The 12,650-nt window shown below is 70.3% G+C and carries 9 protein-coding genes; 6 read left to right on the top strand and 3 right to left on the bottom strand.

Annotated features, from left to right (window positions below):
- Window positions 1-71: 71 nt before the first annotated feature.
- Window positions 72-1,118 carry a carbohydrate kinase family protein gene (locus ABZ928_RS08030; RefSeq protein ID WP_361515918.1) on the bottom strand — a complete coding sequence of 349 codons (1,047 nt, stop codon included), beginning with the start codon at window positions 1,116-1,118 and terminating at the stop codon, window positions 72-74.
- A gap of 128 nt (window positions 1,119-1,246) precedes the next feature.
- On the opposite strand from ABZ928_RS08030, the gene ABZ928_RS08025 reads away from it, so the two are divergent.
- The 4 genes from ABZ928_RS08025 to ABZ928_RS08010 are packed head-to-tail and all read left to right on the top strand — an operon-like array spanning window position 1,247 to window position 7,709.
- Window positions 1,247-2,011, top strand: coding sequence for a DeoR/GlpR family DNA-binding transcription regulator (locus tag ABZ928_RS08025; protein ID WP_361516160.1), 765 nt, complete (start codon window positions 1,247-1,249; stop codon window positions 2,009-2,011).
- Entirely contained in the window at window positions 2,008-3,345 is a 1,338-nt protein-coding gene (locus tag ABZ928_RS08020; RefSeq protein ID WP_361515917.1) for a 6-phospho-beta-glucosidase, read from the top strand. The genes ABZ928_RS08025 and ABZ928_RS08020 overlap by 4 nt, the downstream gene beginning before the upstream one ends.
- A gap of 50 nt (window positions 3,346-3,395) precedes the next feature.
- Entirely contained in the window at window positions 3,396-6,455 is a 3,060-nt protein-coding gene (locus ABZ928_RS08015; protein ID WP_361515915.1) for a glycoside hydrolase family 38 C-terminal domain-containing protein, read from the top strand.
- A 3-nt stretch (window positions 6,456-6,458) separates the two neighbouring features.
- Window positions 6,459-7,709: an alpha-L-fucosidase gene (locus ABZ928_RS08010; RefSeq protein ID WP_361515913.1), complete on the top strand. Its 1,251-nt coding sequence runs from the start codon at window positions 6,459-6,461 to the stop codon at window positions 7,707-7,709.
- A gap of 71 nt (window positions 7,710-7,780) precedes the next feature.
- Here the strand turns inward: ABZ928_RS08010 and ABZ928_RS08005 are convergent, their stop codons facing one another.
- Both ABZ928_RS08005 and ABZ928_RS08000 read right to left on the bottom strand, forming a co-directional pair.
- The gene (locus tag ABZ928_RS08005; protein WP_361515912.1) at window positions 7,781-9,460 is read right to left on the bottom strand and encodes a carbohydrate binding domain-containing protein; all 1,680 of its coding nucleotides are present in this window, start codon (window positions 9,458-9,460) and stop codon (window positions 7,781-7,783) included.
- A 144-nt stretch (window positions 9,461-9,604) separates the two neighbouring features.
- The gene (locus ABZ928_RS08000; RefSeq protein ID WP_361515911.1) at window positions 9,605-10,738 is read right to left on the bottom strand and encodes an ATP-grasp domain-containing protein; all 1,134 of its coding nucleotides are present in this window, start codon (window positions 10,736-10,738) and stop codon (window positions 9,605-9,607) included.
- A 334-nt stretch (window positions 10,739-11,072) separates the two neighbouring features.
- Here ABZ928_RS08000 and ABZ928_RS07995 point away from each other — a divergent pair, with 334 nt between their 5' ends.
- Window positions 11,073-11,981, top strand: a complete 909-nt coding sequence (locus tag ABZ928_RS07995; RefSeq protein WP_361515909.1) for a metallophosphoesterase — start codon at window positions 11,073-11,075, stop codon at window positions 11,979-11,981.
- Window positions 11,929-12,603: a 4'-phosphopantetheinyl transferase superfamily protein gene (locus tag ABZ928_RS07990; RefSeq protein ID WP_361515907.1), complete on the top strand. Its 675-nt coding sequence runs from the start codon at window positions 11,929-11,931 to the stop codon at window positions 12,601-12,603. Before ABZ928_RS07995 ends, ABZ928_RS07990 begins: the two co-directional genes overlap by 53 nt.
- Window positions 12,604-12,650 lie beyond the last annotated feature (47 nt).

Genomic DNA, 12,650 nt, shown 5'->3' with positions numbered 1-12,650 from the left:
GCCTTTCGGGTCTTTTCGGGTCTTCGCATGAGGGGCGTTGAGTGGGGGGCGTTGCGTGGGGCGTGGGGGAGTCAGAGGTGCCGTGCGGGTGGGGTCACGGGGGCGTACCGGACGGGAGGGCCGGGATCCGCCGGGATCCGGTCCGACAGAAAACCGTATGCAGTCTTCAGTTCACGGTCGGCCGCGGACAGTCCACGGTCGGCCGCCGACAGCGACCGCCACCAGCGGTCGACGCCGTACCAGCCGGGCGCGGCCAGCGCCCCGCCCGCCCGCTGGACGGACAGCCCGGCCGCGAGCACCGCGAACCGCAGCCGCTCCGCCAGCGGCCAGCCGCCGAGCGAGGCGGCGACGAAGCTCGCGCCGAACACGTCACCGGCGCCCGTCGCGTCCAGGACATCGATGTCAAGGGCCGGGACGTCCGCGTACTCACCGGTCGTCTGGTCCACGGCGACCGCGCCGTCCCCGCCCCGCGTGACCACCGCGACCGGCACCAGCTCGGAGAGCGTGCCGAGCGCCGCGACCGCGCTGTCGGTGCGGGTGTAGGCCATCGCCTCGGTCTCGTTGGGGAGGAAGGCGTGGCACAGCTTCAGCTGGTCCAGCAGGTCCGTGGACCACTGCTGGGTGGGGTCCCAGCCGACGTCGGCGTAGATGTGGGTGCCGTTCGCGGCGGCCCGGGCGATCCACTCGCGGGGTTCGGCCTCGAGGTGGACGAGGGCGGTGCGCGCCTCGGGCGGGTCGCCCATCAGCGTGTCCTGCGAGTACGGGGGTTCCTGGCCGTGGGTGACCAGGGCACGGTCGCCGCCGTGCGCGAGGGAGACGGTGACGGGGGTGGGCCAGCCGTCCGCGGTGCGGGAGAGCGAGAGGTCGACGCCCTCCTGGTCGTCGAGGACGTCACGGCAGTACTCGCCGTAGAAGTCGTCGCCGAAGACCGTCGCCAGGGAGGTCTTCAGGCCGAAGCGGGACGCGGCGACCGCCAGGTTGGCGATGCCGCCCGGCCCGCAGCCCATGCCGGCCGTCCAGATCTCCTCGCCCGGGGTCGGGGGCTTCCCCAGCCCGGTGAGGACGAGGTCGTAGAAGAGCAGCCCGGTCAGGAGCACGTCGGGCCTGTCGTCGTCCACGCGCACAGCCTCTCGTCAAAACGCGTCAATTTCGATGACCGGAATCGTGCGCCGCTCTGCGAGATTGGTCAATACCCGAGCAGAACTGAGCATGGATTTGATTGAAGATGACGAGTAGTGTTCACGGCGTGCTGGCAGAACGACGACATCAACTCATCCTGCGGGCCCTGCGCTCCGGCGGCCCCGCGGCCGTGACCGACCTCTCCGAGCAGCTGGGTGTGAGCCCCGCCACGATCAGGCGTGACCTGGTCAAACTCGAGGAGGACGGGCTGCTCACCCGGGTCCACGGCGGCGCCCGCGCCGAGGAGGGCGACCAGCCCTTCGCGGAGGTCGCCGAGGTCCGGGTGGCCGAGAAGGACGCCATAGCCGTGCGCGCGGCGGGACTGATCAAGGACGGTCAGTCGGTGCTGCTCGACATCGGCACCACCGCGTACCGGCTGGCCCGCCAGCTGCACGGCCGCCGGCTCACCGTGATCACCAGCAACCTGGTGGTCTACGAGGAGCTCGCCGACGACGAGGGCATCGAACTGGTCCTGCTCGGCGGCATGGTCCGCCGCGAGTACCGCTCGCTGGTCGGCTTCCTCACCGAGGACAACCTCCGCCAGCTGCACGCCGACTGGCTCTTCCTCGGCACCAGTGGAGTGCGCCCCGGTGGGCAGGTGATGGACACGACGGTCGTCGAGGTGCCGGTCAAGCGCGCCATGATCAAGGCGAGCGACAAGATCGTGCTGCTCGCCGACGCGGCGAAGTTCCCGGGTACGGGGATGGCGAAGGTCTGCGGTCCCGAGGACCTGGACGTGGTGGTGACGAACGCGCCGGTGGACACGGCGACGCGGGCCTCCCTGGAGGAGGCGGGCGTCGAGGTGGTACTGGCAGGAAAGGCTCAAGTGTGAAGCTGACGATTCTGGGCGGCGGCGGATTCCGTGTGCCGCTCGTGTACGGGGCGCTTCTGACGGACCGCGCCGAGGGGCGGGTCACGGAAGTCGTTCTGCACGATCTGGACGACAGACGACTGTATGCAGTCGCCCGTGTACTGGCTGAACAGGCGTCGACCGTCGACGACGCCCCCACGGTCACCGCCACCACCGACCTCGACGAGGCCCTGCGCGGCGCCGACTTCATCTTCTCCGCGATCCGCGTGGGCGGCCTGGAGGGCAGGGCGAACGACGAGCGGGTGGCCCTCGCCGAAGGCGTCCTCGGCCAGGAGACGGTCGGCGCCGGCGGCATCGCCTACGGCCTGCGCACGGTCCCGGTCGCCGTCGACATCGCCCAGCGCGTCGCCCGCCTCGCCCCCGACGCCTGGGTCATCAACTTCACCAACCCGGCGGGCCTGGTCACCGAGGCCATGTCCCGGCACCTCGGCAACCGCGTCATCGGCATCTGCGACTCCCCGGTCGGGCTCGGCCGCCGTATCGCCCGCGTGCTCGGCGCGAACCCGAAGGAGGCCTGGATCGACTACGTCGGCCTCAACCACCTCGGCTGGGTCCGCGGCCTGCGTGTCGCCGGGCGCGACGAACTCCCGCGCCTGCTCGCCGACCCCGGACTGCTCGGTTCCTTCGAGGAGGGCAAGCTGTTCGGCGTCGACTGGCTCCAGTCCCTCGGCGCGATCCCCAACGAGTACCTGCACTACTACTACTTCAACCGCGAGGCCGTCCGCGCCTACCAGCAGGCCGACAAGACCCGCGGCGCCTTCCTGCGCGACCAGCAGGCGAGCTTCTACGACGAGGTCGGCGCCCCCGGCGCGAAGGCACTGGACCTGTGGGACCGCACCCGCGCCGAGCGCGAGGCGACCTACATGTCCGAGAACCGCGAGACCGCCGGCGCCGGCGAGCGCGACGCCGACGACCTCTCCGGCGGATACGAGAAGGTCGCCCTCGCCCTGATGCGGGCCATCGCCCGCGACGAGCGCACCACCCTGATCCTCAACGTCCGCAACCAGAGCACCCTCTCCGTGCTCGACAACGATGCCGTGATCGAGGTCCCGTGCCTCGTCGACGCCAACGGCGCCCACCCGGTCGCCGTCGACCCGCTGCCCGACCACGCCTCGGGCCTGGTCTGCGCGGTCAAGGCGGTCGAGCGCGAGGTGCTCGCCGCCGCGGAGTCCGGGTCCCGTACGACGGCGGTGAAAGCCTTCGCGGTGCATCCGCTCGTCGACTCCGTGAACGTCGCCCGGCGGCTGGTCGAGGGCTATGCCGAGGTCCATCCGGGACTGGCGTACCTTAAGTGAGCCCCTCGCAGTAAGCGCTTTCCCCTCTCTTCTCCTCTCTGGAGCTCTCCATGCACGACGAACGCCGCCGCATCGAGGAGCGCGTAGAGCGCCTCCACACCCAGCGCATCAAGCCCGCGATCTACGCGGCCACCGTCCCCTTCGAGGTGGAGGCCTGGCAGGCGCCGGGGGAGCCGGTCTCCTTCGAGGAGGCGGCCGCCGCCCGGTACACGCCCTTCGCGATGGACACCCCGTGGGGCCCGCCGTGGGGCACCACCTGGTTCCGGATGCGGGGCGAGGTGCCCGCCGCGTTCGCCGGGAAGCGCGTCGAGGCGGTCATCGACCTCGGCTTCGTGGGCGACTGGCCGGGGAACCAGGCCGAGGCGCTGGTCCACCTGCCCGACGGCCGCCCCCTGAAGGCGGTCAACCCGCTCAACCAGTACGTGGCGATCGCCAACCCGGCGACGGGCGGTGAGCGGATCGACTACCTCGTCGAGGCGGCCTCCAACCCCGACATCCTGGCGAACAACTTCGCGCAGCCGACGCCGCTCGGCGATGTACTGACGGCAGGCGACCGTCCACTGTATACATTCCGCCGCGCCGACATCGCCGTCCTCGACGAGGAGGTCTGGCACCTCGACCTGGACATCCAGGTCCTGCTCGGCGTCATGACCCACCTCGGCGACCACGAGCCCCGCCGCCACGAGATCATGCACGCCCTGGACCGGGCCATGGACGCCCTCGACCTGGACGACATCTCCGGCAGCGCGGCGGCCGTCCGCGAGGTGCTCGCCCCGGTCCTCGCGAAGCCCGCCCATGCGAGCGCCCACGTCATCTCCGGCGTCGGCCACGCCCACATCGACTCCGCCTGGCTCTGGCCGATCCGCGAGACCAAGCGCAAGACGTCCCGCACCTTCTCCAACGTGACGTCGCTGGCCGACGAGTACGACGACTTCATCTTCGCCTGCTCCCAGGCCCAGCAGTACGAGTGGGTCCGCGACAACTACCCGCACGTCTGGGCCCGCATCCAGGAGTCCGTGAAGAAGGGCCAGTGGGCGCCGGTCGGCGGCATGTGGGTCGAGTCCGACGGCAACCTGCCGGGCGGCGAGGCCATCGCGCGTCAACTCATCCACGGCAAGCGGTTCTTCATCGAGCACTTCGGCATCGAGACCAAGGGTGTCTGGCTCCCGGACTCCTTCGGCTACAACGCCGCCTACCCGCAGCTCGCCAAGCTCGCCGGCAACGACTGGTTCCTCACCCAGAAGATCTCCTGGAACCAGACCAACAAGTTCCCCCACCACACCTTCTGGTGGGAGGGCATCGACGGCACCCGCATCTTCACCCACTTCCCGCCCGTCGACACCTACAACGCCCGCTTCTCCGGCGAGGAGATGGACCGCGCGGTCCGCAACTACGCCGAGAAGGGCGCCGGTACGCGCTCGCTCGCCCCCTTCGGCTGGGGCGACGGCGGTGGCGGCCCCACCCGCGAGATCATGGAACGCGCCCGCAGGCTCGCCGACTTGGAGGGCTCGCCCAAGGTCGTCGTCGAGCACCCCGACGAGTTCTTCGCCAAGGCACGCGCCGAGTACGAGGACGCCCCCGTCTGGCAGGGCGAGCTCTACCTGGAGCTGCACCGCGCCACCTACACCTCCCAGGCCCGCACCAAGCAGGGCAACCGCCGCAGCGAACACAAGCTCCGCGAGGCCGAGTTGTGGGCGACGACGGCCGCCCTGCACGCGCCGGGCTACGCCTACCCGTACGAGAAGCTCGACCGACTCTGGAAGACGGTCCTCCTCCACCAGTTCCACGACATCCTGCCGGGCTCGTCCATCGCCTGGGTGCACCGCGAGGCCGAGGCCGAATACGCCCGCGTCGCCGGGGAGTTGGAGGCACTGACGGCCGAGGCGGTCGCGGCGCTGGGCGGCGGCGGGGCACGGGTCTTCAACACCAGCCCGTACGACCGCGCCGAGGTGGTCCGGGACGGCTCGGGCGCACCGGCGTTCGTGACGGTCCCCGCGAACGGCAGCGCGCCCCTCGCGGCCGACGCGCCCGAGCCCGCGCACCCGGTGACGGTGGACGGCCGCGTCCTCGACAACGGCCTCGTCCGTGTACAGGTGGCGGAAGACGGAACACTGTCGTCGGTATACGACATCCGCGCGCACCGCGAAGTCCTCGCCGAGCCCGGCAACCTCCTCCGCCTCCACACCGACCTCCCGAACTACTGGGACGCCTGGGACATCGACAAGCACTACAGGAACCGTTTCACCGACCTGCTGGAGGCATCCTCGGTCGAGGTCGTCTCGGAGGACCCGCTGCTCGGTGCCGTCCGGGTCACCCGCGCCTTCGGCAAGGGCTCGAAGATCACCCAGACGATCAGCGTCCGCGCCGGCAGCCCCCGGATCGACATCGAGACGGACATCGACTGGCACGAGGTGGAGAAGATCCTCAAGGCGGGCTTCCCGATCGACATCCGGGCCCCGCACTCCTCCGCCGAGATCCAGTTCGGCCACATCCAGCGCCCCACGCACACCAACACCAGCTGGGAGGCGGCCCGTTTCGAGGTCTCCGGCCACCGCTGGGTGCACGTCGGCGAACCCGGCTACGGTGTCGCGGTCATCAACGACTCGACGTACGGCCACGACGTGACCCGCACGGTCCGCGAGGACGGCGGTACGACGACGAAGGTCAGCCTCAGCCTGGTCCGCGCCCCGCGCGTCCCGGACCCGGAGGCCGACCAGGGCAGGCACCGCTTCACGTACTCCCTGCTGCCCGGCGCGAGCATCGAGGACGCCGTCGCCGAGGGATACGCCCTCAACCTCCCCCTCCGCGTGGCCGATTCGGCGGGCGAGCCCGAGCCGGTCGTCTCCGTCGACGGCGAGGGCATCACCGTCGAGGCGGTCAAGCTCGCCGACGACACCTCCGGCGACGTGGTCGTACGCCTCTACGAGTCCCGCGGCGGCCGCGCCCGGGGCGTCCTGCGCACCGGATTCCCGCTCGCCGGCGCCAAGGTGACCGACCTCCTGGAGCGTCCGCTGACCGAGGACGAGGCCGCCGTCGACGGTGCTGTCCCCGTGGCCCTCCGCCCCTTCCAGATCCTCACCCTGCGACTGAAGCGTGCCGAGGTGAACTGACCCATGCCGATGCAACCCTGGTTCACCGACGCCAAGTTGGGGATCTTCATCCACTGGGGCATCTACGCCGTCGACGGCGTCCAGGAATCCTGGTCGTTCTACGACGACATCGTCCCGCACGACCAGTACATGTCCCAGCTCCACCGCTTCACGGGCGCCCGGTACAACCCCCGTGAATGGGCCGACCTGTTCGCCCGGGCCGGAGCGAGGTACGCCGTGCTGACGACCCGTCACCACGACGGAGTCGCCCTGTGGGACACGGAGTTCGGCGACCTCAACCTCGGCAAGGACTACATCGGCCCGTACGCCGAGGCGCTGCGCGAGAAGGACCTCAAGGTCGGCTTCTACTACTCGCACTCCGACTGGAGCCACCCCGACTACGCCACCACCCGCAAGCCGGGGCGCCCGCCGGAGCAGGAGGACAACCGCTACTCCGAATGCTCGGCGGAGGACGAGGACTTGGTGGCCTGGGGGCGTTTCATCGCCTACCGGGACGGCCAGATCCGCGAGCTGTCCTCCCGCTACCGGCCCGACCTGATGTGGTTCGACGGCGAGTGGGACCGCAGCGAGGAGCAGTGGCGGATCCCCGAACTCGCCGCGCTCATCCGCTCGTACAGCCCCGACGTGGTCTTCAACGCCCGCATGCTCAGCGAGGGCGACTACGCCACCCCCGAACAGGGTGCCCCCATCGAACCCCCCGAGGGTCCCTGGGAGTTGTGCCTCACCATCAACGACTCGTGGGGCTACCAGCACAAGGATCACAACCACAAGTCGCTCGCCCAGCTGATCCGCTACTTCACCGAGACCATCGGTGGCGGCGGCAATCTGCTCCTCGACGTCGGCCCGATGGAGGACGGCACCATCCCGCAGCCGCAGGTGGAGCGGCTCGAAGGGCTGGGGGAGTGGATCGCGAAGCACGCGGAGGCGGTGTACGGGACGGTGCGCGGGCTGCCCGCCGGGCACCACTACGGGCCCAGCACCCTCTCCGCCGACGGCCGGACGCTCTACCTCACCCTGTTCGACATCCCGCGCGCCGAGATCGGCCTGCGGGGACTGGTCACCCCGGTCCGCGAGGTCACCGTCCTCGGCACCGGCACGGAACTCGGCCACCGGAAGGTGGGCGGCCTGCACGACGCCGTCGGCATCGTGTGGATCGACCCGCCGGCCGCGGCCGACCTCGACCCGTACGCCACGGTGCTCAAGGTCGAGCTGGACGGGGAGCTGGAGCTGTACCGGGGTTCGGGCCGGTTCTGACACCGCGGCGGTGCCTGCCGGTTCAGGGACCGGCAGGCACCGTTGGTTGCGGGACTGGCGGGACCGCCCGATCAGCCGGTGAAGCCGGCCGTGATCGAGGTGAACTGCCAGTTGTTCTGGCTGATGCCGGAGCAGTTGCTGACCACGCCGCCGCCCGCGCACGGCCGGTCACGGTTGACCGACCAGAAGGCGAGTCGCGCGATGTGGTGGGAGTTCGCCCAGTCCTTGATCGAGGTCCAGATCGCGGGAGAGGTGAGCTCCTGCTGGTCGGAGAGACCGTTCATGCCGGAGATGCCGATGTGCGCGTAGGCCGTCGCGTCGTCCCAGCCGAAGGTGGACTTCAGCTTGGTCTTCAGCCCCTCCGTCGCGTTCACGGTGTTGCCGTACATGTCGGAGCCGCCGCCGAAGTCGAACGGCATGATGGTGAAGACGTCGATGTCGGCGCCGAGCGACTTGGCCTGCTCGATCAGCCGGTTGCCGTAGTAGGTCGGTCCGGTGGTCGAGGTGCCGAAGGTGACGATGGTCTTCAGGCCGGGGTTGTTGGCCTTGACCGTCTTCAGGGCGGTGAGGATCTTCGCCTGCACGGCCTCGTTCTCGAACTCGTCCGTGTTCTCGATGTCCATGTCGATCGCCTTGAGCGAGTAGGCGTCGATCACCTTCTGGAGCGCGGCGGCGAGCGCACTGGCGGAGGAGCAGTTGGCGCCGAGCTTGCTGCCCTGCCAGCCGCCGAACGAGGGCACGATGTCCCCGCCCGCCGAGCGGATCTGGTTGATGACGGTCTGGTCGACCCCGCCGGTCAGCGGCCGGGCGCTGTCCCACATCGGGTTGCAGCCGCCGCCGTCCAGCATGAACGCCATCGTGAACCACTTGATGCCGGTCGAGCTCATCACGGTCGACACGCTCGGCGGATCGCCCCAGCCCTCGTACAGATAGGGCGCGGCCTGCTTGAACCCGGTACCGCCCCCGGTGCCCGGATCCGTCGTGACGGACACGGAGTTGGAGGCCGCCGAGGAGTTCCCGGCCGCGTCCCGCGCCCGCACGGTGAACGTGTAGGCGGTGCTGCCGGAGAGTCCGCTCACCGTGGCGGTCGTACCGGAGACGCTGAGCACCTGGTTCGACCCGCTGTAGATGTCGTACGCCGTGACGCCGACGTTGTCCGTCGAGGCGTTCCACGCCAGCGACACGCTCGACGAGGTCTTCCCCGTGGACCGCAGACTCGCGGGCGCGGTCGGCGCCTGGGTGTCCGAACTGCCGCCCGGGCCGTCGAGGTTGATGTCGTCGGCGTAGTAGGTGCCCTGCGCGTACCACCCGTGGACGTACACGGTGGCGCTGGTCTGCGAGGCGCCGGTCGTGAAGGAGACGCTCAGCTGGCTGTACGCCGACGGCGATGTGGTCCAGGTGGAGGAACCGCCGTCCACGCCGAGGTAGACGTAACTGCCGCGCACCCAACCGCTCAGTGTGTACGCGGTGTTGGGCCGCACGGCGACGGTCTGGCTGCACTTGGCGTTGTCGCTCGAACTCACCGCGCCGGCCAGCGCCTTGGTGCCGCCGTGCACGGGGGAGGAGACGACGGACCCGAGGTTGCCGGTGCAGGACCAGGGGCTCGGCGAGCCCGACTCGAATCCGGGGTTGGTCAGTACGTTGGCCGCCTGGGCGGTACCGGGGAGGGCGACGGCACCGGCGAGTGCGAGCGCGGCGGTGCCGAGGAGGGCGAGGAGGCGTCTGGGACGTCGTATGAGAGGGGTGCGCACGTGATCTCCCTGAAGAATGGGGGTGTTCGGGAGTGCGGAGGAGAGTGCGCAACCAAGTTGGTATGGACCAATCCGCCTGTCAAGGGTGAGCGGGGGAATTGGTCCATACCGGTGGGATGAAGTTGTCTTCCGGAGCGGTGCTGTCTAGAGCGGCAGAGCCTGTCCGGCCGTCTCGACGACGACCGACTCCGCCGCCGCGGGGGCGGGAACCGCGGGCAGCGGCTCGGAGACCTCCGCGCGCTGATGCGGAATGGTCACCGGACGCAGCTGGCGCGGTCCCGACACCACCGTGTAGTCCGGTCCGAGGAACGGCGGAACCATCTCCCCGGGGTCCTCGCCCAGCGCCAACTGCACAGCCGCCCAAGGCGCGTTGACCCCGCACAGCGACAGCTGGTGCAGTCCGCCCGCGGGCCGTGTGTTGACGTCCATCAGCACCGGTGTGTCACCGAACATCCGGAACTGGATGTTGGACAGGTAGTGCAGCCCGAACCCCTCCGCGATCAACCGCGCCGGCTCCAGCCACTGCTCGTGCAGCGTGAACCCGCGACGGCGCCCGTTCTTGGTCCGGCCGATCGCGAGCCGCACCCGGTTGTCGGGCCCGGTGAGGCAGTCCACCGACACCTCCGGCTGCTCGAGGCGCGGCATCACCAGCCAGTCCACGGACTCCTCGGCCTGCTCCAGCGCCGTCACGACCATCTCGAGCGGCACATACGGACCGGGGAAGCCGTTGAGGTGCATGAGCGAGAAGGGGGCGCGCGTGATGACGCGGAAGCCCACCCCGCCCGCACCCGACGCCGGCTTGAAGCACGCCTTGTGGCCGCCCGCCTCCAACTCCTCGACGGCGACGACGAGTTCCTCGGCCGACCGCACCCGGTACCACGGCGGCACCGGCACCCCGACGGCCTGCACGGCCTCGTAGGCGATCACCTTGTCCTCGAAGACGGCCACGCCCTCCGGCGGCGGCGCCAGCAGCGCCGTACCGGCCGCCTCGAACTCCGCGCGGTGCGCCACGACCGCCGACTGGTGCAGCCGGGGCACGAACACGTCGATACCGCGGCGGGCGCACTGGTCGAGGGCGTACTCGACGTACGCGGCCGGGGACAGCCCCTCCGGCTCCAGCTCGGCGGTGTCGGCGGCGGCCAGCACGGGGGAGTCCGCGTCGCCGTGCGTCGCATGGATCTCGACGGCGCGATCACTCGGATTTCGGCGCAGCTGATCCATGAAGAACACATTCTCCGCGTACGTGCGGTTGAGCCAGACGCGTACGCGAGAGATCATGCAGGCCGCCTTTCGGGGTATTCGGGCACGGCGAAGCAGGCCGAGCCCGGCCAGGGTGTGTGGAGGGTCACCAAACCGCCCTGTGCGAAGGGAAGTTCGTAGCGGTGGTGTTGGGGCGATCATACGGCTTCCCGGAGCCCCGGCGTGCAACGTGCGTGTTACGGATTCCTGGATCTTGAACGGAGGCCGGGATCTTGTGACGGACACCCCCGGATCCTGTGACCGGCGCTCACGCATGGTGCGGCGGATGCCCTTCGAGCCGAGCCCGGCCCGTTGTCCAGGGGCCGTGAGTATGCTGTCGGGGTCGCGTTCATGAACTCGGAGGGGGCGAGCGGTGACGTCGAGGGCCGGTGCCGCCGGGCAGTTGCTGGCCATCAGCGATCTGCACATCGGCTACCCCGAGAACCGCGCCCTGGTCGAGAAGATGCACCCCGAGACGGACGACGACTGGCTCCTCGTGGCCGGTGACGTAGCGGAGAACTCCGCCGACATCCGCTGGGCCCTCGAAACCCTCGCCGGCCGCTTCCGCAAGGTCGTCTGGGCCCCCGGCAACCACGAACTGTGGACCCACCCCAAGGACGAGATCACCCTGCGCGGCGTCGAGCGCTACGAGCACCTGGTCACCATGTGCCGCGAGCTCGGAGTGACCACCCCCGAGGACCCCTACCCCGTCTGGGACGGCCCCGGCGGGCCGGTCGTCATCGCCCCGCTGTTCCTGCTCTACGACTACACGTTCCTGCCCGAGGGCTGCGCCACCAAGGAAGCGGGACTGGAGTACGCGCACGGCACCGGCATCGTCTGCACCGACGAGTTCCTGCTGCACCCCGACCCCTATCCGACCCGCGACGCGTGGTGCCGGGCCCGGGTCGAGCTGACCGAACGCCGACTCGCCGAGCTGCCCGACGACCTGCCCACAGTGCTCGTCAACCACTACCCGCTCGACCGCCATCCCACCGAGGTGCTCTGGTACCCCGAGTTCGCCATGTGGTGCGGCACCGAGCTCACCGCGGACTGGCACCGCAGATTCCGTGTCCACACCATGGTCTACGGTCATCTCCACATCCCCCGCACCACCTGGCACGAGGGGGTCCGCTTCGAAGAGGTGTCGGTCGGATACCCCCGCGAGTGGCGCAAGCGCGCCCACCCGCCGGGCCGGCTGCGCCGCATCCTGCCCAGGGAGGTCGTGCCCGGTGATCGAGGAGCTGCTGCCGGACTCGGCGGTGGCCGTGGAGACGTACGGTGACGACACACCCGCACCCCTCTTCCCCGAGGAGGCCGCGGTGGTGGCACGGGTCGCGGAGAAGCGGCGGCGCGAGTTCACCGGAGTGCGCTCCTGCGCCCGGCGGGCCATGGAGAAGCTCGGCGTCCCCCGGCAGCCCGTCCTGCCCGGCCCCAGTGGCGCCCCGCAGTGGCCGGCCGGCCTGATCGGCAGCATGACCCACTGCGACCGCTTCCACGCGGCCGCCCTGGCCCGCGCCACCGACCTGGTCTCCCTCGGCATCGACGCCGAGACCCACGAACCGCTCCCCGACGGGGTCCTCGCCTACGCCTGCGTACCCGCCGAGGCGGCCCGGCTGCGGCGGCTGGCCGCGGACCGGCCCGACATCCACTGGGACCGGCTGCTGTTCAGCGCCAAGGAGTCCGTCTACAAGGCGTGGTTCCCCCTCACCGGCCAGTGGCTCGACTTCACCGAGGCCGACATCGAGCTCTTCACGGACCCCGGGGAACGGTTCACCGGTGGACTGCGCGCCGAACTCCTCGTACCCGGCCCGATCGTGGCCGGACGGCGCCTCGGGACCTTCGAGGGCCGCTGGACGGTCCAGGGCGGGTTCCTGGCGACGGCGGTCGTCGTGCCGCACGCCTGAGCCGGGCGGGGGCGCGGCCACGGGAGCCGCGCCCCTGAACGGCGGCC

The organism is Streptomyces sp. NPDC046909 (assembly GCF_040644695.1).
GTDB lineage: Bacteria > Actinomycetota > Actinomycetes > Streptomycetales > Streptomycetaceae > Streptomyces.
Note: the sequence above shows the minus strand (reverse complement) of the source record. Positions and strands in the feature narration are given on the sequence as shown.

Coding starts and splice junctions, on each gene's coding strand:
- ABZ928_RS08015 (WP_361515915.1), top strand. CDS start 3,396: ATGCACGACGAACGCCGCCGCATCGAGGAGCGCGTAGAGCGCCTCCAC.
- ABZ928_RS08010 (WP_361515913.1), top strand. CDS start 6,459: ATGCCGATGCAACCCTGGTTCACCGACGCCAAGTTGGGGATCTTCATC.
- ABZ928_RS08000 (WP_361515911.1), bottom strand. CDS start 10,738: ATGATCTCTCGCGTACGCGTCTGGCTCAACCGCACGTACGCGGAGAAT.